Raw genomic sequence first — 23400 nt, 5'->3', positions numbered from 1 at the left:
AGGTCAAGTATTAAAAAAGAATGATAGTAAGAGATCGGGATTGCAAATCTCAAATATAAAACAAGTTGCTTATTTTCGGAATGAGGAGTGATTTTGATAAAAACCAAGGAATGAACTCGAGAGGATAAAATCCTCCCGAGTAAAGCGACTAAGATTCGTGTGTCAGAGCACTGCGGTTACGTTTAAAAATGAATCGCCAAATAAATAAGACAATTGCGATGTAACCTAATCCTACCCCAAGCGCTTGCCAGTGCATGCCGTTATACATCGCGATTGGCATCAAAGAGATGATGAAGATGTCAGTGATTGAGCCAGGGACATAAGCGATGGCGTAATCATCAAGCACCTTGCTACGCATTTTTGGATCAACAATACGAAGCAACGCAATACCCATGGCAACCGTACCGGTTAACCAACCCCAAGAGAAAATGCCTTTCTCGAACCAATCTTCTCCCATGATACGTGGGGCAACCCAGAAGATTAGCCATAGTGTGAAGGCGATACCGCCGATTGCAAGCACTACCATCGGCATTAAATACTGGGCTAAGACGGTAATCTTGATGGCTGAGATACCAAAGATAATCAAATAATCGGTACTGATGCCCGCAGCGTGTTTGAATGCACCGTCACAAAGATAGCGTGAAGCCTTCGTTTGTTTCGCGATGATTCGCACAAGCATGCCGCCAAGGAAGCCGGTTACGAACGTAGGAATTTGTACCTTATCGTGGAAAGAAGATAAGTAGTTAGCCGCTACATACGAGAAAGCCGTTACCACTACAACCAACGCCGCGTGAATCGCAAAAGAATCAACCGACAGGGAAGACATGGTGTCTTTCATTACCGGCGCTTGATCATCAGGCTTAACGAGCCCCTTGCGTTCGTGTTCATCCATGCTATCGAAGGTCGTAAAGCTACGAATCCAACCCATCTTCAATGCGAATTGCAGCATGAGCATGCCGACAGAAATTGAAATGAAAATACCCACGGTTGCGAATGTTAAGCCAAGTGTGAAGCCATCTTCCCAGCCAAGCCCCGTGAAGATTTCACCAACAACAGAGGCAGACCCGTGACCACCCATAAAGCCCGCAGACATTGTCACACCAAAGCCGGGATTAATCTCTGGCCAGAAGAAGGTTGTGAGAACTAGACCAAACATTGCCGCAAACAACCACTGAGAAACAGAAGCGATTTGGTTAAACGCCCACAATGAGCCAGCACGCTGTGCGACGGTTTTAGGTGATGGAACATCCGTTGCCAGACCTAACGCAGAAAAAAGTGCAGCAGTTAATAGGCTTGCGTTAGCGGTAAACGTATCGGTCCAAGGCAGTACGTCTAACAGGGCTGGTCCAAAAATTAGACCGAATAATCCTGCGAGAACCGCCGATGGAATGTACATACGCTGTAGTAATGGCGCGTGAACGCGAATGACTTTTGCCAAAATCAATAGTAAGCCAGCGATGGCTAAGTCAGTCAGCATTAGACCTTTAGGCATCTTATCCTCCAGTAAATGCAGTCAAGGGGTAGCGTCCTTGTGACCTACCTTGAATAAAAATCTCTCTCAAGCCAAAAAGCCACATACGTGACTAAAAGCGTTGAGAAATCAATGTCGTTTTCATAAGCAAAGGAATGTGCTTATGCAATTTGAAATGAGTGTAAATGTTGTGATTGCACACGAACAGGAAGAGAAATTAGATTAAATTTCTCGATATTTTTTGATAGTTCACTCAGGAAAGGCGGCAATCCTAGTCACTTTGTCAGAGCAATGCAATTGATGGGAATCAACAAATAGTGTTCACTAAGTGAGCGTTCTATACTAACGGCCTGAAAAATAAAGACAATTAACAAGCAATAATATTTGTCATATCGACAATAAAAGTTGATTGAGTGGTTAAATTGTCGCCGCTTTATGAGGTGGTGTTACGGATTCACATGCGAAAGAACAAAATCAACCAAGGTGCGGTTTTTAAGGGAAAGCTGTTTTGAACGGTAAAGCAGGTGGATCGGTTTTGGCTTGGGAGTATGTTGCTGGAGAATTTCTACCAAGGCACCAGATTGAATTTCCTGTTCAACTAAGATCTTTGGTTGAAGAAGAACACCAGAGCCTTTTAACGCGGCAAACTTAAGCACATCACCATTATTAGACGTTAATCGGGTGTTGCTGTTTCCAAAGGTATTAGATGGCATGTTCACCACCTGTTGGCTTTCCCCTTGGTGGTACTGAAATCCCAAACAATGATGATGTTCAAGGTCATCAAGCGATTGGATAGGGGCATGCAGCTTAAGATAAGAGGGTGAGGCGCAGTAAGTCATGTCGTATTGCCCGAGTTTTCTTGCAACTAACGATGAATCGACCAACTCACCAATACGAATAATCACGTCTGCTTCGCTTCGATATGGGTCAATCAAACTGTTATCCAACATTAACTCAACGTTCAGTTCGGGAAATTCTGCTAAGAAGTCAGCCACGATGGGCGCAATCACCTTTTTACCATAGGTAACTGGGCAGTTAACTTTTACTGTTCCAGTTGGGCGGTTGATCAGCGTCTGGATTAGGTTCTCTGCGTTGGTGATGTCTTCAATAATGCGGTGGCACTCTTGATAGTAGAGTCTGCCAGCTTCGGTCAAGGACTGTTTGCGCGTGGTGCGATGAATCAGCTGCGTACCTAAGCTTTGCTCAAGAAAGCTCATGTGCTTGCCAACCATGGTCGGTGAAATATCAAAGTGGTGTGCTGCATTACGAAAGCTGCCGTGTTCGACCACGTAAGCGAAAACTTTCATGCTTGTTAATTTATCCATTGCACACCCAGAGTTGATAAAGAAAGAACTAAAGCAGAGTTTATCAATCAAATGAGGTTAATTACAGTGGGCGTATGATTAAGAATGGAGAAAGAGAGCCATCATGAGCGAGACGATTTTTGTTACCGCCGAACTGAAAATGAATGCTGATAAGCCAAGACAACAAGTGGTTGAAGCCATTGAACAATTTTGCCTTGATATGCAAAGCGAAGCGGGGTGCTTGCAAGCGAATGCGACCTACGATTCGAAAGACCCACAACGTGTGATTCTTTGGGAGCGATATGAAAACCGAGCCGCGATTGAAGCGCATTTTGCTATGCCGCATACACAAGCGTTTATTGCGGCTGAAATGGCGGAGTTAGTTCAAGCATTCGAAACCCAAGCTCAATAGGAGAGGCGAACATGAAATGGGGTATTTTAGGCACAAGCTTTATCTCAGGTGTCATGGCTGAGGCAATCCAAGGCGATGACAAGAGTGAACTGTACGCGGTTGCTGGGCGTTCGGAGCAGAACTTAAAGACATTCACTGAGCAATATGGCATCGAGAATACGTTCAACGATTACGATGCGTTGATTGCCGATGAGCAAGTCGACATTATTTACATCGCATTGCCAAATCACCTTCATCATGACTTTATCGTCAAAGCGGCTGAGCAGGGCAAAGCGATTCTGTGTGAAAAGTCGCTTTCTGTCGATATGGAAAAAACCGAGCTGGCACTTCAAGCAGTAGAAGCACACAAGGTGTTCTTTGCTGAAGGCTTAATGTATTTACATCACCCGTTGATCAGCGAGTTGGTTTCGGTGCTTGAATCGGGAGAGATTGGTGAACTTCGCTCCATCCATACGTCTTATATTGCGTCGATTGCGCAGTTTGTTAATCCAGACAGCAAAGGTGCTTTGTATAACTTAGGTTGCTATCCAATGTCATTAGTGCATTTGGTGGTTAAAACCATGTTGGGTGAACAAACCTTTGAGAACCGTTCAATGAAAGCGATTGGCCGACGAGGTAATGATGGGAATATCTGCGAGTCGAGCTTGATGATGCAATTTGGTGAGCAACAAACGGTGAGCGTACATACTGCCGAAGATCATGGATTGAAACACCAGTTCACCATTCTGGGTAGCAAAGGCTGTATTACCTTAGATTCAAACCCATGGCTACCAACGCAAGATAACCAGTTTAGTGTGGAAATTTACGAGACGTCGAAGCGGGAAGTGTCTGTACCGGCAACTGGGGACGCTTTCTTCTATCAAGTGCGCAATATTCGCCAAGCGGTTGAAGAGGGGCGTACCTCGTTAGAAAACCCTTGTGCAACATGGGAAGACTCTCACCGTATTATGCAGCTACTGACTGAGTGGGAATCACTGGCTTCAAAGTAAGTGTGTACTTGAACCAATGAACATAAAAACGGCGCACTAAATCCAATGATCAGTGCACCGTTTGTATTTTGGGTTCAGTCTGGATTAAATGCGATTATCGCCGGTACTGAACGCAATGATTTGGCTGATCTCAGACAGGCTTCTACCACTTTCTTGCTGCCATTGAACAAACGCTTTGTTGGTTGCATCGAGCGATTTTTTCGTATCTTTGCCACCTTCAATGATCTTGCAATTACGCAGGTAAGCTTCCACGTCGCTAGACAAGATAAAGGTATCAACGCCCATTTGACGAAGTGTGTAAGGGCCAGTATTTCCGCCTAGGCGATTGCCGCGTTTCTTCAAATACGCCCATAGGTCGGTGATTTTCTCTTGCGGCCAATCAGCAACCATTTTGCCAAACGAGCCATATTCGATTTTTGCTTCGTGGATCATACGAGCGTTGGCAGGAATCGACATGACTTTAGTGAGGTGGCGAATGATGCGTTTGTCGGTTGCTTTGGTTTCCCATTGCTCATCTGACAGCATCAATAGCGGCTCAATCTTAAACCCAAAGAACACTTCTTCGAAGTTCGGCCACTTGTTGCGAACCACGCTCCACGAAATCCCACTTTGGAATACCTTCATCGAAAAAGCGGCTAGCCAACGGTCGTCGGGAATCGCTGCCAATTCTTCTTTGCTTAGTGGATGAGACAAAAGCGCTTCAAGTTGATCTTCACCACCTTTACGCTCGGCAGCGCGCTGATAAATCGCGTCAAATTTTTCGATACTCATAAAAGAAGTTAGTCCTAGTTTATGTCGATATTTGTGAAACATACTACGCTTAAGTGGCTGAATCGTAAATTGATGGAGTGTCACAAATGAAGAAGGTCACATTAACGTTTGTCGGAGAAGGTTCGGATCGTATTGCAGAAAAATTCTATGCGTGGATGACGGATGGTGGGTTAGAAGACAGCATGATTGAGAATTTATCTGACCGTGAAATCTCAGTGGTCGGCATCAGTGATATGGATAATGAAACGCGTGATGTGGTAATCAATACGGAAATGAACTAACGAGTCGACTATCGTCAGCTATTAGAACCAGATAAAACAAAGCCCTTCACGAGAAGGGCTTTGTTGCTTTTATGAGCATGGGAGCTTAGTTATTTACCAGCGTCAGGCCGCTTGGGAGTGCATCACCGAAGATACGCTTCGATTCGCTCTCAGATAGCTCTTTGACTTCTTCAACCAGTGATACCCAAGATTCAGGCACCTTGCTTTGCTTCAACTTAGCCAGTACCTGCTCACGGTAGTCGTCTGAGATATCAAATAGGCGGTCGCCCGTCTTACGACAAATCATTACGGCTGCGAACGCGATCATTGGTTCTTTCTGCCAGTTTTGTTCCAGTAATTTAGGTAGCCACTGTTCCGCTTGTTCACGAGGAATGACGTTGTGCTGGCTGCCATAAAGTGGCGTTCGCGATGCCAAGCGTCCCAATGCCCACCAGTGCGCTTGTTCAAACTGGTTTTGGTTGATGGCTTTGCTCAAGAACCACGTTACCAATAGAACTTTGTCTTCGACTTCTAAATGCTCCAGAGAGGCAGACAAGCGCACCATTGACTCGTAACCCATATCTTGCGCTGCTTTGGCGGATTGTGGGTTTTTCATCGCGCCAGGGTGTAGGTATTTCGCGATGTCCGCCAAGATGGTCTCTTGTTGCTCTTGGCTCAAACCACCTGCGATACGTCGCCAGAATACCCACCAGTCTGTCCAACCTTGATGGTTTTTGAACTGAATATTTTGTTGATACAGTCCCCAAACTTGCTCAATACGCCAAGAGTCTGTTGGATCGCCAAAGCCCGGACGCAGTGCAAAGCCCGCCAAACGAAGCCAGTTTTTCTCGTGCTGTTCAGAACGACGGCGACGCTTACGACCTTGTGCAAAAGTATCGAAAAGTTGACGGAGTGTGGTGAAGTCCCATGCGTCACGTTTGCCGAGCTTCTTCTCAAGGTCTTTGGCTAAGGTTTTGATCTCTTTGCCTTCTGCGCTTTTCTTGTTACCGCTGTAAAGGCGAGCGATCAGCTCCTTACATTCGTTCAACTTAGGGTGAAGTTTAACTTGTTCACTGTCGTCGGTTTGCTTGTTACGAACTTCGAATTCCAGCTCCCAACGTTTGCTGTCATCTTCTGCGCTGACACATTCCATCTTAAGTGTGCCGACTTCAGTCAACTGACACGCCAGTTGCACTTCTACGCGCTCTTTCTGGTTGGCTTGCAGTTCGGCACCTTCACCTTCAAGGGTGGTGATATAAGGCGGCAGGGGAGCAAACAAGTCCGGATCAACGTCAACCATTACACCGTTTTGAATGGCGGTGTTATTGGTTAAGGTGTCGTGGGTAGAAGTCAGCAGGTTAAAGCGAACGGGCTCACCTAGGGTAAGCGAGAAGCGGCGACCACTTAATCGGATCTCGTGTCCTTCTTCTGTGCCTTTTGCAAGCAAACAGAGAGCTTTGCCCATCTTGTTCTTTTCTTGAAGATGCAAGAAGTAAGAACGCGCTGCGCCACCACCAATTTTAAGTTGTGCGCCACGACGCGCTTTACCAAATGCAACAGCACCCAGTGCAACCGACCAGTCTGGATGTGGGTTGTCTAATACCGTAACTGGTGCGCCGCGCCAATCGGAAAGTAGGGTAGTGACACGCTCAGTCACAAGCTCACTGTTGAACACACCACCATTGAGTAGCAAACCGACTGGAATGGCATTTTGTTTGTCGTCTTCAATGCCAAGTGCGGCACGAGAGACTTGCTGATGCGTCGTTAAGAACTCGGCAACGTGTTTGCTCACTGCTGGGTCGGCAACGTATGGAAGACCAAACTCGACAACCGCGCTGCGGCGTTTATCTGGTACTTCACTGAAATCAGAAAGCGGGAAGAAGCCATCTAAAGCGATTTGGTGCACTTCTTGTTTGCTCAGCCCAATACTCTTTGTTCCGCCAAGAAGTTTCGAGCCGCTGCCCAGCATGGTGATTTTCACTTCTTCAGGTGCATTCGCTGAAAGCAGGTTTTCTTTCGCTTTACGCGTTTGCTGAATCAACTTAGTCAGGCTTGCGGCAGTGAGCTTCTTACTTTGGTTGAAGCGGCTTTCTGCAAGGTGTGCTAATGCTAAATCGAGGTTATCACCACCAAGCATCAAGTGTTCGCCAACGCCAATGCGGTCAAGGGCTAGCTCATCTTGAGAAGAGAAACTGGCTTCAATCAAGCTCAAGTCGGTAGTACCACCGCCCACATCACACACCAGAATCAGCGGTAACTCTTTGAGTTCATCAGCTGCGGTTTGCTGGTGGCGTGCGTACCAGTCGTAACATACGGCTTGTGGTTCTTCGAGCAGGACGATTTTCTTTAAACCAGCTAGCTGTGCCGCTTCAAGCGTGAGCTTACGAGCGGTTTCATCGAACGAAGCTGGAACGGTCACAACCACATCTTGGTCTTCTAACTTATTGCTAGGATGACGGTAGTTCCATGCTTGACGAATGTGGTTGAGGTAGCTTGCGCTGGCAATAACGGGTGAGACTTTATCTACGTCTTGCGCACCGGCCCAAGGAAGAATGTCTGAACTACGATCCACTGCTTGGTGCGATAGCCAGCTTTTAGCACTGGATACCTGACGTCCTTCCACCTTAGCGCCTAATTCACGAGCCCATTCACCCACGATCACATTACTAATGTCGCCAGAGACAGGTTCGTTTTCCCAAGGGAGTGTTAGGTCAGAAGGGGAGATTTGACCAACCGCAGGGTGATAGCGGAAAGAGGGCAGCAATGGTTTACGAACCACTTCACCGGGACCAATCAGTTGGTCGATGTCAAATAGGGATACTTCGGATTGTTCAAGGTTGTCGGTGATTTCACAATACGCCACCACAGTGTTTGTGGTGCCAAGGTCAATACCAACAAGAAAACGAGGAGATGCCATACAAACCTTCGTGTATTTAAAAACGGCACCCGATTGGATGCCGTTTGATTTCTATTTATTCTTCTTCGTTTGAGTTGCTTTTCGCGTCTTCGCGCACATCGAACTCAACATGCCATTTTTGACCGTTATCAGCGGCAATGGCTTCTAAGTAAAGCGTACCAAGCTCTGTGACGCGAGAGGCTAGGGTTACCGGAACCACTTCACCTTCACGACGACCTTCAGATACAGGTAGCGTTACTTGGATTTCTGGAAGCTCTTCAAGCTCTTCTGGTGCCCAGTAGTCTAGGTGAGTACCTGCTAGGTCATCACGACGAACCGTTGAGCCGAAGAATTGGAAGTTAACAGGCTGACCGATGATCAAACCAAACTCTTGGCTTGGTACGTCAACGCTTGAGCCTTCTTCCATACCAAATGGTGCAACACAAAGTGCTTCCATTGGCGGCGCCATGCCCGGAATCGCAGGCATTGCACTTTCGATACCTACGTAGTAAGCCGAAGCAATACCACCACGGATACGAACGCCTTGACCACGACGTACAGAGCCGTAGTAAGCCGCACCGCTAGCAACTGCAAGGTCTAAATCCACACCTGTTAGGCGCTTCGCCATTTCTGCATCTGCTTCAATTAGCCATTCGTTGATCGTGTCTTCTAGACGAGTTGCTAGAAGTTTCGATTTCAGAACACCACCGTTGAATAGGATTGCGGTTGGCTTGATGAAGTCAGCTGATTGCGCTGCATCCGCACCTGGCATACCAGGCATGTTAGCGAACGGGTTGAAATCTTGAGCTGCTGCTTCTGCGCCACTTCCTGAAGCAGAAAGTGCATTGGCTTGTTTAGACAAGAACGCTGCAATGTGACGAGTAATGCCTGCATCTTGTGCGTAAGGCAGACCCATTTGCGTTAGTGCACCACGGTTACGTTGAACAGGGTGGTCAGTAATTGCAACTTGAGGGAAGAAGCCATCAACCAGTGTTTGTTGTACTTCTTCTTGAGTCAGTTCTGTTTTCAGCGTTGCGCCAAGCAGTTTAGAACCACGGCTTGGTACTACGATTGGCACTGACTGAAGTTCGCTGTCGTTCAATAACGCTTCTTTCGCGTCACGACATGCGTGTGTCATTGCCTGAACTTGCCATGGCTGTAGCTCTTTGCCTTCTTGCGCTAGCTTCATTTTCAAGCGGTACGCAAGTGCAAGATCCATGTTGTCACCGCCAAGTAGGATGTGTTCACCTACCGCGATGCGGTTCAGAGTTAGGTTGCCGTCGTCTTCAGTTACTTCAACCAAAGAAAGGTCGGTTGTACCACCACCGATATCGACCACAAGCACGATGTCGCCAACTTCAACTTCGTCGCGCCATTTGTCGTTGCTGTTATCAATCCAGTTGTAAAGCGCAGCTTGTGGCTCTTCTAGAAGCGTTAGGTGCACAAAACCAACGTTGCGTGCAGCTTCTGCAGTTAGATCGCGAGCAGCAGGATCAAAAGAAGCAGGAACCGTAATAGTTACGTCTTGATCGGCAAGGTTGTGATTTGGATTCGCGTGATTCCAAGCGTCTTTTAGATGCTCTAGGTAAAGCTCTGTCGCGCGAAGAGGGGATACTTTTTCCACTTCTTCTGGGCTACCTGCTGGCAGGAAAGCATCACGACGGTTTACACCAGCGTGGCAAAGCCAAGATTTCGCACTTGCAACAAGACGAATTGGCGTTTTCGAACCTAGGTTACGTGCAATCGCACCAACCAGAGCTTTTGGCTCGCTCGACCACGGAAGAACGCGTGATTGCGGGTTCATTTCGTGTTCGTGTGGTTGGTAAAGGAAAGAGCCTAATTGGCTACGAGTCTCTACCGTACCCGGCGCAGTTAACTGCGGGATTGGCATCACTTCAACGCGAGCGTCTTCGTTGTGTGTATCAACAAAAGACATGACACAGTGTGTTGTACCTAAGTCGATACCAACACTGAATTTAGGTGTCTGTTGAGTTTCAACAGACGCTTCTTGAGAATGGTTTTCTTGGTTCATGTGTTCCATTACAGCTCAACCTCAGCTGGAGCGATCACAGATGCATCGTAGTTCTCAGCCAGTTTAGGCAACGTCATTGATGTTGCTTTCCAACCTTTGTGAACTAGCGTGCCGTTGAATGGCGCGCTGCCTGTTACGTTGCCAGTTAGGCGGATTTCTTGTGGGTTGAAGCCTTCTTCAACCGTAATGCGAGTTTCTTCGTCTTCGTTACGAACGTGCGCTAGCGTCACGTAGTCGTTCAGTACTTTCTGACCGCCAGTGTGGATTACGCGAGCGGCTGCGCCTACTTCTTCATCAGAGAATGACGTTAGGTCTTCTTTTAGGAAGTCAATCAGACGTGCTTCTTGTTGCATGATAGAAAGCAGCTGCATTGCAGAGTCCGTTGATGCGGTTGCAAGTTTTGATTCAACTTCTACAACACGCTCTACGACTTTCTCTACTTCCACTACTTTTTCTACTTCAACGATCTTCTCAACTGGTTTCTCAACCTCGACGATTTTCTCGACTGGTTTTTCTACCACTTTCTCGACCACTTTTGATTTGCGCGACACTGCAACTAGAAGAAGCAAAACGCTCGATGCGGTTAGGCCTGCGTGAAGCATATCGAACGTTTGAGGAATTAGGTTCAAATCAATGTTCATGACGTTTTTTCTCTTTCTATTGATTTATTGGTGCTCAGTATTGGCTCATATTTGTTCACTAAAACGATCGTCTTTGCGATCTTGCACCAAGTTTAGACATTAAAATGATGACGGATGGTAGCATATTCAAGGCTTAAGGCTGTAATAATTCGTGACTATACCGTACGAACAGAGTGAAAAATCGACGATCAGACTCCCCAATATAGGTTGTTGCTTGATGTTTGTGCATTGCTAACGCGGTATTTCAATAGATCCCGAAGTTTAACTTACGGAAGTATCAAAAATTACGATATGACACAAAGCACCGCTCATAAGAGCTTTATAAAACGACATTCAGACTCTATTTTAGCTTTTTTGGCGACTTTATGTGTCACTGCTGGTGTAGTCGGTGCTGCTTATACAATGCAGCAACGGTATACACAGACGACGTTTGATACTTTAGCCGACCGACAAGCAGAATCACTTAAAGCAAACGTCGAGAATGATCTAAAGTTCATTGGTGCGGGCGCAAACTTTTTCCATTCGATTGAGCGAAGCTATTGGCCATCGTTTCCCATGTATGCGGAACAAGTGATTAATAGCTCGCGAAGTCTCATTGGACTTCAATGGATGCAAAAGGTCGAATTTGAAGATCTTGATGAACATATTTTAAAGACCCGTCAAAAATTTCCAAACTTCCAACCGTTTACCGTTCCTAAAGATGGTCCCAAAACCTACGGGTACATTTTTGAACACAATGAGCCAATTTTCATCGCGTCGGATATCTACCCAAGAACACCGGAAAACCTTTCTCTATTGGGTTTCTATTTTTCGCGCAAACGCTTCGATTTAATCTTGGATGATATTTCCGAAAATGGGCGAGCGAATGTCTCGGATAAAGTTCGCTTACTGCAAGATGGTTATGACAAGTCCATACCTAAGACTGGGTTGCTGGTGTTCCATCCAGTGTTCGACTTCGAGAACAAATATTTATTAGGAGTAGTGACCGGTGTTATCCGAAGTACGGTTTACTTTGAGGATTTGATTACGAAAACCGCGACGGAGCTCGATATGTCGGTGCGCGTAGAAGATTTGGGATTCGACGCAGCAGATGACCCTGTTCTCTTTCAAAGTGCGAGCTGGGACAACATTCGAGGAACGGTTATAAGCCGGACCATTCAACTGCCTAACCGTGAATGGCGTATTGACTTTAAGCTTTCTGACGCAGTCTCAGCTTGGGAGCGTTCTATTTTAGCGGGCACGACACTAGCCGGATTGGTAATCGCCTTTTTGATCAGTTGGATTGTGAATTTACAGTCTCGAGAAAAAGAGCGCTTAGCGGTCATGTTGGAGCTCAAAACCGTTGAATTAAAAAGAATGGCAGAGCGAGACCCTCTAACTCAACTACTGAATCGCCGAGCATTCAACGATCATTTGCTTAATCAGATAAACAAAGGTGTTAACTTCGCCTTGGTTGGTTTTGATATCGACCACTTCAAAGTGATTAATGACAAACACGGCCATTTAGGTGGAGATGAAGCGTTACAACATGTCACTAAGCTGGTCAGTGCTAATTTAAAACCGGGAGATAAGTTTTACCGAGCTGGTGGTGACGAGTTTTGTATTATTTCTAAAGTCATTGATAGAGCAGTGCTAGAAGCTTACCTAGAAAAATTACGGAGTGTTGTGGCAAGTACGGCTTTTGATTATGGTGATGCGTCAATTATCTGTACGTTGAGTATCGGTGCGGTTATCCATAAAGAAGAAGATCCTGAGAGCTTGTATCACAAAATGGATAGTCAACTCTATTTGAGTAAAAAAAACGGCCGTAATAATGTGTCGATCGGCGATTAAATGGGCGCACAAATTCGAGTTTTACGCCGTGTTACGATAGAATCGCACGCTTTAAATTTTTATGTTAGGAACCAAGGCAAACTATGAACCATAACCGTATTGTATGCTTCGATTTAGAAATGTGTTGCTGGAACGAAAATGGCGTCGGCAGCACGGGTGAAATTATCGAAGTGGGGTTAGCTGAAATAGATTTGTCTAAAGGTGAGATAGTCAAGCGTGCTCAATACTACGTGAAACCAGAACACGATGAAGTCTCTCTATTTTGCGCTGAGTTAACGGGCATCACACCACGTAAGATTGAAAAACAAGGACGCCCACTAGAAGAAGTGCTTAAATCCATGGTTAAGAACTTCGGTGGTCGCAACAAAATCTTTGCATCTTGGGGGCGAGATGACGTCATTCTTCTAGAAGAGTGTAAGCAAAAAGGTATTGAAGCACCGTTCACAGAGTTCATCAACTTAGCGACACTCTACCGTATTCAAAATCGTCTTAAAGATAAACGTATAGGCCATCGAGCCGCTCAAGAAGCAAAAGGAATAGACTGGGAAGGGCGTCAACACTCTGGCTATGTAGATGCATATAACTTAGCTAAGCTTGCTTTGACCATGTTTTAGTTATTCGAACCTAGCTAGCTTGTAATTAAATAATCATCCAACCATTGTTGTTTTGTCATGCAGTCTGTTTAGTGTGGAAAGAGCTAAACACATACCTTGACCAGTATTTTAATAACAATGTCGTTGGCTTATTGAAAAACGCGCAGAGTGCGCGTTTTTTTATGGCTACAGAAGCGATATCTGTTGTCATTATAGGGGGAGCTTAGAGTTAGCCAGCGACTTATATACTCATCTCGTCACTTTACTGAGACTGTAACTTCGCTCGAATGAACTCGCTGTGATCAACATAGAGTAGCTCTGCTGTTTTACGGATCACCGCGTCTTCTAGCGGGTCAATTTCGCCGTCTGCGTAAGCGACTTCCCACATGCTTTTGATTAAGTTGTAACGAGTTTCTTGAGTCAGTTCTCTTAGTTGAGAGGTAAAGTCGTACAGCGAAGCGGAATCTTTTATTTTCTGTTGCGCTTGCTCTAACAAAGTATTTGATTCTTCTTCATTTAACGAAAGCAGTTTCATCAATAAAGAGCGCTTTGTTTCTTGTTCTCTATCATCGACACTATGGTCTGCGCCAGAAACTTCACAAAGCAAACACGCGATAGCCATGTTAGGGGAAAGTGTGTTGGTTTGGCTTAAATCAGAGCCATCAATGAGTTGTTTAAATAATGATGTGAGAGAATTAAACATAATGAACACCGAGCTATTGTTTATTTGGTTAACATGGTAATAAATACGGAAGATCTCAAGGTGCGATACCAAATTTAGCACGCCGTTGACATTTAAGCATGGCCACTTTCTCACCAAAAAACCTAAACTCCTGAGTTAGTTCAAGGTGACTTGCCTCTTACAAAGGGCAAGTCATTTGGGGATTGATACTCAGCTTTCAGCACGTGTCGGTGGAAAATGAACTTCGTCACCATCACTCGTCAGAATACTAATTTGACTTGGTTTGCCTTCATCATCAAGGCGTAGCTCACCAATGGCACTATGGTTAACCAAGCGATAAAAGTTGTGCGTACTTGGTGCGCGTTTGTAAATCTTGAGTCGTTTACGTTTTGTGAACCAGTTTAAAGGTGAGCGAGGGCTGTATAGCAGTCTATCTAGGCCATCACAAATATTGAGCAGTTGTGTAGGGAACTGATTTTTAATTCCACTACAGGTGATTTGATAGATATTCGGACTGTTTTTTCGATAGCGGAGCTTAATATCGTATGCAAAAGAGTAGTGTACGTCGCCAGAGAGAATAACAAAGTTAGTTGGTGTCTTTGTGTGTGTGAAAATACTAATAAGAGTATTCGCACTTCCGGGGTGAGCCATCCAGTTTTCAGCATCAACCATCAATGGTTTACCAAGCATGGTCACTACACGTTGTAGTGCTTCGATAAATTTCACACCAAACATTGGCGCGGCAGAAACAATAACAACTTTGTCTTGGTGCACGAGCTCTTGGTGGAACTCAATCATCGCTTCCCAGTCCATTAAGCCAGAAGGTTTGTTCATTTTAGACTCAGAACGCCAGCGTCTGGTTCGTGTATCTAGCACGACAACTTTTGGTGTCGTAGGAATGGTGTAGTGCCAATTCTCAAAGCGATACAAATATTGAATAAATGCATCTTGGGTTTGCGAGGTTCGCTCATCGATAAAGCGTTGAGCGAGGCTCATAAATTCATCATTGAATTTTTCTGGCGCATTTCCCCAACCTTGGCAAAGCCAGTAAGCAATCAAGCTATTACCGATAATGCGTTTTGCAAACGTGTTGCTGTATGCGGCTTGTTCCCAGCCTATGGTGAGATTCCAATCGTCGGTGACATCGTGATCATCAAAAATCATATAGGTTGGAATGTGAGCGAGTAAGCGTTGAACCTTGTCCAGACCTGCGACGAATTTATCAATTTGTTTTTTTTCTTCGCGCCATTGCTGCTGCCATTTGGGTTCAAGAACTTCTCCGCCGACAGTAAATTCGTTTTCTAATAAACGATCCGTTCGAACAAGCTTCCACAAGGTCGGAGACCAAACCAATAAGTACATTGCAAAGCACTCAGCAAAGCTTATTAGGTGATTCTCACACTCTTTGGCGCTGAATATTGGTGTCCCTCGGTGTGGAAAAAACTTACTTAGTAAACTGTCATCACTCACATAATGAGGCAACAATTTATCTCGACCATAATAGCAAGCAGGGTGTTGGTAGAGGTCATTGGTATTTTTTATCGGAGCTTGATCGAATTCTTCGCCTGGCAAACCCAATAAAGCTATGACTTGCTCAATGGCATCGAGAGTGGGGCCTGCAACATGGTCTGCATAGATTTGATCACCACTCATGATGAGCATATCCGGTCTTTCTTCAATGGATTGAGACGCGATTTTATGATCCGCAGCGACCAATGTATCATCACTGAAGTGATGGGGATTACGGCAAGAGCCATGTAGGAGATAATCCGCTTTTTCACTAACGAGGAACTCAATACCCAAGTTTGGCGTATTATCTCGCTCATAAGTCAGGTGAGGGAGCAGTTCCGTCACTAATCCATATTGCGTTTTTATTTGATAGCGTAACGCTTGATGGGTTGGAAACTCGCCTTCTAATTTAAGTAAGCAACACCACGCATTGAGGCCGATTTGAAGCTGTTCTTTTTGTTCACTTAAAGGGGCTTGATAAAGGATGGAGGCATTTTCATCCGTAATTTGCACCATACCCTCCAAGCGTTGGGTGGTGACTAGCCAAATATTGATTTCAGTTGCGGTCACTTTACGTAGGATCGGACCTGCAACGACAAGAGGAAGTGAAGAAATTTCAGTCGTGTTCATCAATGCTGGCAAAACGGCTCCTTATGTGTCAGCTTCTTCTTCTAATATTTCGATAACTTGCGAGCTACTAAGTTCATGTCCCATAAGGAACAAACCAAGCATCGCATCGGCTTTTGACGCGTTATTACTGTCTTCATCCAAAATTTGCTGAAGCCGAGTTCTAATTAGGTCGATTTCGTGTTCGACGAAGCCACGCCCTTCTTCGTCACCTTGACCATCTTCTGGTGCATTATCAAAGTGCAAAAACAACATGTCACCATCGAGTTGAGTCCCTATCAACCTCTCTGGCAGCCATGCTTCTCCCATCACAATGTCTGGGTCTGTGTCTGCGGGTAAATGATTCAAGGTAGAGATGAGTTCTGATGCTTTCACTTTTTACTTCATTATGTTTGATTTAGAACTAAGCTAGAGTTTAAGCGCTTGTTGTAATGGTAAAATATTCGCAAACAAGCTCACCTAGTCGTGCAATATTAATATGATCTTGGGACTCAAACTGTCACGAGGATGACAACATTTGCCATTGTAACGGCTATCATCAGCAGAACATAAGCTTTTAATGGCAAATCATTGATGTTTGCCTGCTTCTCAACCAACATTTTTCGAACTCATGAAGAGATTAATTCTAACAACACTCGCTTTACCTTTAGCTGCGGTAGTTTCTTCTGCGCATGGTGCAGAAGAACAAACGTGGGGGATTGCTGCGATGTATCGCACAGCATCGATTCCGTTTTATACCGCCGATAATGACTCTACGGTGAGTACATTTGTACCAATGATGTTCTTTGAAAACGAACATGTGTATATCAATGGCATTGAAGGTGGCGCTTTTTTGTATAATGAGAGTGATTCCGACTGGCGTGCGAGCGCACTCATGCGATTGAGATTTGTCGATATTCCCATGTCGCTACAAAATGCTAATGAAGGGGACAGAGTCGATTTCGGTGGGCAAGTGCGTTATAGCATTAACGACAATTGGCGCGCAGAAGTAGAGTTGATGACGGACGACGAACTCCAGTTTCACTCTAATTACCGCCTTGCTGCCAATTATGTATTTGGGGATTGGGAATTAGAGCCATCGATTACGATTCGATACAAAGACGCTGATTTCAATAGTGAATATTACTCCTTTAAGGATATTACTGGCGAGAGAATTGGAGCTGGACTTGACACCAATCTTGGTATTAAAGCGCGTTACCATGTAACTTCAAATTTGTATTTACTGGGTGAGACGAGTGTTACTCGCTTAGATGATAACGCCTACAACAGTCAGCTTGTAGAAGATCGATATCAGGGAGAAGTGTTTGTCGGTTTTGGCTTTTTCAACGATAAAAGCAAAGCTCCGAAACCGACACTGAGCAATAAAGCATATCTACGTATTGCGCATGGTTGGGCGACGCCTTCGAACATCGGTGAAATATTTAGCTTTGAGAGAGAAAAAGACCCATACGACAATCAACTTACTTCATTGTTTTATGGGCATCCATTAACGGATGAGCTGTTTGGTTTTCCTCTTGATATTTATTTAACGCCAGGGTTGGTTCATCACTGGTCGTCCAGTGTTCAGTCTGCGAGCACAGAATACGTCATGGCGATTAAGGCTTATTATACGGTTAATTGGCCTACGACTTGGCGATTTGGTGTAGCGGAAGGTGTGTCATACATTGATAGCATTACCTATATTGAAGGCACAGAAATGGAAGACAAGGGTTATACACCAAGCAAGTTGCTCAACTACCTAGATTTCTCGTTTGATGTCAATGTAGGCGATCTCTTCAACCAAAAGAGCTGGAACAATATGTGGGTGGGCTATTCATTGCATCACCGCTCGGCGATTTTTGAAAGCGCTTCGCAGTTTGGGCGAATTAAAGGTGGGAGCAACTACAATACTATTTATTTCCAGTTCGAGTTTTAGCGCATCACGAGATGCATATAGGTCGGATTTGCAACTGACTTATTTATCGCCCATTATGAGTAATGATGAATAATACTATGCTGCTTTCAACGAGAAATTTCGTATATCGTGCCAGAGTTAAGGCTGTTTGTGATGCATCTGATGAATCGGATGGCATAAGCACCATGAGTATCGACTCCTCATTCAATCTTCAAATTGAAGCGATAAATTGTACCAACGCTGAATTTGCCAAACGCTTTTTTGCCATTCACGGAGAAGGGCACTTGGAGGGCGATGAATGGTTGGTGTTGTACGTCAACTCTCTTGACGTTAAGGCGGGAGACAATATAGAAATCCGTAGCGATGTCGCGTTTAATGCGATGATCGAGAATATGATAAGCGAAGCTGAGCGGTCTTTAGAAAAAGTCTACCTCGATGCAATACGCAACTTGGAGAAAGTGAATCGTTTTTGACGATGTTAGAGACCCTATAAATACGATCAAGGCATCAGGATCCAAAAAGGGATTGGCGCGAACCAATCCCTTTTGTATTCTGGTTTATTCTAACTTACGCCATTGTTGCAAGTTGGCTTTGCGCTTCTGAAATGCCTTTTGCAGCCGCATCTTCACCCATGTTTAGCGCTTCTGCGTAAACAAATTCCACATCAGTGATTCCTACAAAACCCAGCACAGTGCGTAGGTATGGCGTAACGTTGTCAGTTGGTGAATCTTTATGAATACCACCACGAGTCGTTATTACAATCGCCTTTTTACCTTCAATCAAACCTTGAACGCCGTTTTCTGTGTATTTGAATGTCACGCCTGCACGAGCAATCAAATCAATCCAGTTTTTAAGCTGAGTCGGGATGGTGAAGTTGTACATTGGAGCGGCAATAACCAAAGTGTCTGCGGCCTTTACTTCTTCAATAAGGGTGTCAGACAAGTCGACCACCGCTTGCTGTTCTTGTGAAAGATCTTCCGTAGCGCGCAGTGCAGTCGCAACGGCGAAGTCCAAAACAGGTAGCGGGTTTGCAGCCAAATCACGAACAGTAAGCTTGTCTTGGTCTACATTTTTGATGAAGTCTTCAACCAATTTGTTTGATTGAGAGTAATCGCCAAGGATGCTTGATTTTAGAGCTAGTACACGAGACATAATGGTTATTCCTTAAATAAGTGCTTTCGACTATGGGAGCCATTATAAGCAACGTAAGTGAGTTCAAAAGCCTAGCGATTCGCTGAACATGTTCGAAAAAATTGAATGAGCTTTCGGTTATCTTGTTACAGATCTTGTGTGATACAATCCGCGCAGTTTTTGTAATGAAAAGAATAGGAAACGCTTTGACTTCGTCACAGCCCCCAAAAAAGAATCTAGCTGAAGAGCAAGTGACACCGTCAAATGGTGCGCAAAAAGCGACAGCGAAACAAGCTCAAACACCTCAGGCTCAAGTGAATAGCGCGGCATCTCTGCGTAAAGCGCTGAATCAGTGCATGATGCGCGACCGTTTCCGCTTGAGTAAACGTATTTCTGGTGCAAGCAAAATTAAGAAGGACGCAGCGCGTAATGCTGTGTTCGACGAAATCGCATTAGACATCGCAAAATCCATGATGGTTGCAGAGCAGCGCAGCAACTACAAACCAACGATTGAATACCCAGAAATCCTGCCTGTAAGCCAAAAACGCGACGATATTGCGAAAGCGATCGAAGAAAACCAAGTGGTTATCGTCGCGGGTGAAACCGGTTCTGGTAAAACCACTCAGCTACCAAAAATCTGTGCTGAGCTTGGTCGCGGTAAATTTGGTCTGATTGGTCATACTCAGCCTCGTCGTCTTGCAGCGCGTTCGGTTGCTAACCGTATTGCCGAAGAGATGGAAACCAAGCTTGGTGAGTTTGTTGGTTACAAGGTTCGATTCAACGATCAGATCTCTGAAAATACCCAAATCAAATTGATGACGGACGGTATCTTGTTGGCTGAAATTCAGCATGACCGTTTCTTGAATCAATACGACACCATCATTATCGATGAAGCGCACGAGCGTAGCCTCAACATCGATTTCATCTTGGGTTACTTGAAAGAGTTGCTGCCACGTCGTCCTGATTTGAAAGTGATCATCACGTCAGCAACCATCGACCCAGAACGCTTCTCAAAACACTTCAACAATGCACCAATCATTGAAGTATCGGGTCGTACTTACCCAGTAGAAACACGTTACCGCCCACTAAGCGGTGATGACGACAATGATCGTGACCAGCTTGAAGGCATCTTCGAAGCGGTAGATGAACTGTGCGATGAAGGTTTAGGTGACATCCTGATTTTCATGAACGGTGAACGTGAAATCCGTGATACCGCAGATGCATTGTCCAAACGTAATCTGAAGAGCACGGAAATTGTGCCGCTTTACGCGCGTTTGTCGGCAGGTGAGCAGAATAAGATTTTCCAACCTCACACTGGTCGCCGAATTGTACTGGCAACCAACGTGGCAGAAACCTCGCTAACTGTTCCGGGCATTAAATACGTTATCGACCCGGGTACGGCGCGTATCAGTCGATACAGTTACCGTACTAAGGTTCAGCGTCTTCCAATCGAGCCAGTTTCTCAGGCGAGTGCGAACCAGCGTAAAGGTCGTTGTGGTCGTGTGGAAGAGGGTATCTGTATTCGTCTGTACTCAGAGGAAGATTTTGAGTCACGCCCAGAGTTTACTGACCCTGAAATCCTACGTACCAATCTAGCGTCGGTTATCTTGCAAATGACGGCACTTGGTTTGGGTGATATTCAAGCGTTTCCGTTTGTGGAAGCACCGGATAAACGTAACATCCAAGACGGCGTGCGTTTGCTGGAAGAGCTTGGTGCGATTAACTCTGAGGTAAAAGATCCGAAAAAACGCCTGACTTCCATTGGTCGCCAATTAGCGCGTTTGCCAATCGATCCGCGCTTGGCGCGTATGGTATTGGAAGCGCCAAAATATGGTGCGCTTAAAGAAGTGATGATCATCGCAGCTGCCTTGTCGATTCAAGATCCACGCGAGCGTCCTTCCGACAAACAACAATCTTCAGACGATAAACATCGTCGCTTCTTCCATGAAGAGTCGGACTTCCTGACATTTGTGAATTTGTGGGAATACATCCAAAAGCAGCAAAAAGCCTTGTCTAGCAATCAGTTCCGCAAACAGTGTAAGCAAGACTATTTGAACTACTTGCGCGTTCGCGAGTGGCAAGACGTGTACTTCCAAATTCATCAGTCGATGCGTGAGATGGAGTTCAAGCTTAACGATGAGCCCGCTTCTTACCATGGCGTACACAGTGCCATTTTGGTTGGTTTGCTGTCGCACATCGGCATGAAAGACCAAGAAAAGAATGAATATCAAGGCGCGCGTAATGCTCGTTTCCATATCTTCCCTGCATCAGGTCTATTCAAGAAACAGCCTAAGTGGATCATGTCTGCTGAGTTGGTGGAAACCTCAAAACTTTGGGGTCGTATCATCGCAAAGATTCAGCCAGAATGGATTGAGCCGTTAGCTAAACACCTTATTAAACGTAGTTACAGCGAACCACATTGGTCGAAGAAACGCGCTGCGGTGATGGCGCACGAAAAAGTGATGCTTTACGGCGTACCAATCGTACCGAAACGCTTGGTCAACTACGGCAGTATCGATTCGACCGTAAGTCGCGAAATCTTCATTCGTAGTGCATTGGTTGAGGGTGAATGGGAAACCAAACACGCGTTCTTTAAGCAAAACCGTAAGCTTTTACAAGAAGTGGAAGAGCTTGAGCATAAATCTCGTCGTCGAGACATCTTAGTGGATGATGATGAGCTGTTTGATTTCTATGACCAACGCGTTGGCACCGAAGTGGTGTCTGGTAAGCATTTCGATACGTGGTGGAAAAAGGCATCTAAAGAAAATCCGGAACTGCTGAACTTTGAAAAAGAGATGCTGTTCAAGGGTGATGCTAGCCATGTGACCGATTTGGATTACCCGAACTTCTGGCATCAAAATGGTTTGAAGCTCAAATTGAGTTACCAATTTGAACCAGGCGATGATAGTGACGGTGTCACAGTGCATTTGCCGTTGCCGATTTTAAACCAAGTTGAACCAGCGGGCTTTGACTGGCAGATCCCAGGTTTACGCCATGAGCTTGTGGTTAGCTTGATTAAATCGTTGCCAAAGACAATTCGTAAGAACTTTGTGCCTGCGCCGAACTATGCCGATGCATTCTTAGCGCGCGTTACGCCAATGGAAGCGCCGCTGTTAGATTCATTGGAGAAAGAGTTGCGACGCATGACGGGCGTAGAAGTGCTGCGTGAAGACTGGAACTTGGAACAAGTACCTGAGCACTTGAAAGTCACGTTTCGTGCGGTTGATCACCGAAATCGTAAATTGAAGGAAAACAAAGACCTTCATGAACTGAAAGAAAGTTTGAAAGACAAAGTTCAAGAAACGCTTTCCAAAGTTGCGGATGACGATATCGAACAGCAAGGTCTGCATACGTGGAGTTTTGGAGAATTGCCGAAAGTGTATCAACAAAAACGTGGCGGCTACGATGTAAAAGCGTATCCGGCGCTTGTTGATACCAAAGACAGCGTTGAAATCAAACTCTACGAAACGGAGTACGAGCAGATAACGGCAATGCGTGCTGGTCAGCGTCGCCTAATTTTATTGAACGTACCGTCGCCAATTAAATATTTGCACGCCAACTTACCGAACAAATCGAAGTTGGGTTTGTATTTTAACCCTTACGGCAAAGTGCTTGATCTGATTGATGACTGTATCGCCTGTGGTGTCGATAAGCTTATTGAAGAGCAGGGTGGCTTAGTTTGGGAGCCAGAGAAGTTCGAAGCATTGAAAGAACACGTTCGTGCTGAATTGGGTGACACCGTTGTAGAGATCGCTCAACAGGTTGAGACTATTCTGACCACGGCGTTTAGCATCAATAAGAAGCTAAAAGGCAAGATCGACTTCACAATGGCGTTTGCTCTGTCCGATATCAAAGCACAAATTGAAGGCTTGATCTTCAAAGGCTTTGCAACGGAATGTGGCTGGAAACGCTTGCCGGATATTCTTCGCTACATGCGCGCGATAGAGCGTCGTATGGAGAAGTTGCCAATCGATCCAAACAAAGATCGTTTACATATGCTGAAGATTGAATCTGTGACTCAAGACTATAAAGAGTTGCTGAACAAGATCCCGAAAGGTGTGGCCATTCCTGAAAATGTAAAAGAAGTGCGTTGGATGATTGAAGAACTTCGCGTGAGTTACTTTGCTCAACAATTAGGCACTCCTTATCCTGTTTCTGATAAACGAGTCAAAAACGCGATTGATGCTTGCTAATCAACCAGTAAAATAGTGTCAGATTTGTAATTATCGCTTAAGAAGTTGCTGGTACACTAATTGCTAGTAACTCAATAAGCATTATTTTTTAGTTCTGGGAGGCAATAGTTCGCCTCCCTTTATTTGTAGTACCAACGACTGAGTTATGCAGACGTGGGAATA

At 45.2% G+C, this 23400-nt stretch carries 18 protein-coding genes; 8 read left to right on the top strand and 10 right to left on the bottom strand.

The window, feature by feature from the left end; genetic code table 11:
* Positions 1-148 precede the first annotated feature (148 nt).
* Positions 149-1492: a sodium/glutamate symporter gene (locus tag R7070_RS15835; RefSeq protein WP_086046743.1), complete on the bottom strand. Its 1344-nt coding sequence runs from the start codon at positions 1490-1492 to the stop codon at positions 149-151.
* Positions 1493-1917: 425 nt separating this feature from the next.
* Complete coding sequence (locus tag R7070_RS15830; protein WP_054579469.1) at positions 1918-2796, bottom strand: LysR family transcriptional regulator; 879 nt, start codon at positions 2794-2796, stop codon at positions 1918-1920.
* A 103-nt stretch (positions 2797-2899) separates the two neighbouring features.
* Between R7070_RS15830 and R7070_RS15825 the strand changes: the two genes are divergently transcribed.
* Positions 2900-3187, top strand: coding sequence for a putative quinol monooxygenase (locus R7070_RS15825; RefSeq protein ID WP_005389066.1), 288 nt, complete (start codon positions 2900-2902; stop codon positions 3185-3187).
* Positions 3188-3198: 11 nt separating this feature from the next.
* Complete coding sequence (locus R7070_RS15820; protein ID WP_149191810.1) at positions 3199-4176, top strand: Gfo/Idh/MocA family protein; 978 nt, start codon at positions 3199-3201, stop codon at positions 4174-4176.
* Positions 4177-4260: 84 nt separating this feature from the next.
* Here R7070_RS15820 and R7070_RS15815 read toward each other — a convergent pair whose 3' ends face one another.
* Positions 4261-4947: a DNA-3-methyladenine glycosylase I gene (locus R7070_RS15815; RefSeq protein WP_005377694.1), complete on the bottom strand. Its 687-nt coding sequence runs from the start codon at positions 4945-4947 to the stop codon at positions 4261-4263.
* A gap of 86 nt (positions 4948-5033) precedes the next feature.
* On the opposite strand from R7070_RS15815, the gene R7070_RS15810 reads away from it, so the two are divergent.
* Positions 5034-5228, top strand: coding sequence for a hypothetical protein (locus tag R7070_RS15810; protein WP_005377692.1), 195 nt, complete (start codon positions 5034-5036; stop codon positions 5226-5228).
* Positions 5229-5313: 85 nt separating this feature from the next.
* Here R7070_RS15810 and R7070_RS15805 read toward each other — a convergent pair whose 3' ends face one another.
* The 3 genes from R7070_RS15805 to R7070_RS15795 are packed head-to-tail and all read right to left on the bottom strand — an operon-like array spanning position 5314 to position 10776.
* Positions 5314-8124: an Hsp70 family protein gene (locus R7070_RS15805; protein ID WP_213909935.1), complete on the bottom strand. Its 2811-nt coding sequence runs from the start codon at positions 8122-8124 to the stop codon at positions 5314-5316.
* Positions 8125-8179: 55 nt separating this feature from the next.
* A complete protein-coding gene (locus tag R7070_RS15800) occupies positions 8180-10144 on the bottom strand; it encodes an Hsp70 family protein (protein WP_256900577.1) in 1965 nt (654 codons plus the stop codon).
* Positions 10144-10776, bottom strand: coding sequence for a DUF2760 domain-containing protein (locus R7070_RS15795; protein WP_017634945.1), 633 nt, complete (start codon positions 10774-10776; stop codon positions 10144-10146). The genes R7070_RS15800 and R7070_RS15795 overlap by 1 nt, the downstream gene beginning before the upstream one ends.
* Positions 10777-11067: 291 nt before the next feature.
* On the opposite strand from R7070_RS15795, the gene R7070_RS15790 reads away from it, so the two are divergent.
* Positions 11068-12609, top strand: a complete 1542-nt coding sequence (locus R7070_RS15790; protein ID WP_005377686.1) for a sensor domain-containing diguanylate cyclase — start codon at positions 11068-11070, stop codon at positions 12607-12609.
* An 83-nt stretch (positions 12610-12692) separates the two neighbouring features.
* Positions 12693-13223, top strand: a complete 531-nt coding sequence (locus R7070_RS15785; protein ID WP_213891665.1) for a 3'-5' exonuclease — start codon at positions 12693-12695, stop codon at positions 13221-13223.
* Positions 13224-13464: 241 nt separating this feature from the next.
* Here R7070_RS15785 and R7070_RS15780 read toward each other — a convergent pair whose 3' ends face one another.
* The 3 genes from R7070_RS15780 to R7070_RS15770 form a co-directional block, all read right to left on the bottom strand.
* Positions 13465-13905: a TerB family tellurite resistance protein gene (locus R7070_RS15780; RefSeq protein ID WP_017820644.1), complete on the bottom strand. Its 441-nt coding sequence runs from the start codon at positions 13903-13905 to the stop codon at positions 13465-13467.
* 189 nt (positions 13906-14094) lie between these two features.
* The gene (locus R7070_RS15775) at positions 14095-16035 is read right to left on the bottom strand and encodes an alkaline phosphatase D family protein (RefSeq protein ID WP_017634943.1); all 1941 of its coding nucleotides are present in this window, start codon (positions 16033-16035) and stop codon (positions 14095-14097) included.
* A gap of 9 nt (positions 16036-16044) precedes the next feature.
* Positions 16045-16395: a hypothetical protein gene (locus R7070_RS15770; protein ID WP_017634942.1), complete on the bottom strand. Its 351-nt coding sequence runs from the start codon at positions 16393-16395 to the stop codon at positions 16045-16047.
* A 235-nt stretch (positions 16396-16630) separates the two neighbouring features.
* Between R7070_RS15770 and R7070_RS15765 the strand changes: the two genes are divergently transcribed.
* Complete coding sequence (locus tag R7070_RS15765; protein WP_005389460.1) at positions 16631-17935, top strand: MipA/OmpV family protein; 1305 nt, start codon at positions 16631-16633, stop codon at positions 17933-17935.
* 62 nt (positions 17936-17997) lie between these two features.
* Positions 17998-18387: a hypothetical protein gene (locus R7070_RS15760; protein ID WP_228009997.1), complete on the top strand. Its 390-nt coding sequence runs from the start codon at positions 17998-18000 to the stop codon at positions 18385-18387.
* A gap of 94 nt (positions 18388-18481) precedes the next feature.
* On the opposite strand, the gene R7070_RS15755 is transcribed toward R7070_RS15760, so the two are convergent.
* Positions 18482-19066: an FMN-dependent NADH-azoreductase gene (locus tag R7070_RS15755; protein WP_025766683.1), complete on the bottom strand. Its 585-nt coding sequence runs from the start codon at positions 19064-19066 to the stop codon at positions 18482-18484.
* Between the two features lie 185 nt (positions 19067-19251).
* On the opposite strand from R7070_RS15755, the gene hrpA reads away from it, so the two are divergent.
* Complete coding sequence (gene hrpA, locus R7070_RS15750; protein ID WP_196358480.1) at positions 19252-23238, top strand: ATP-dependent RNA helicase HrpA; 3987 nt, start codon at positions 19252-19254, stop codon at positions 23236-23238.
* Positions 23239-23400 lie beyond the last annotated feature (162 nt).

Origin of the sequence: Vibrio sp. 1557 (assembly GCF_033340175.1) — a bacterium.
GTDB lineage: Bacteria > Pseudomonadota > Gammaproteobacteria > Enterobacterales > Vibrionaceae > Vibrio > Vibrio alginolyticus.
This window is presented reverse-complemented; position numbering and strand designations above follow the sequence as displayed.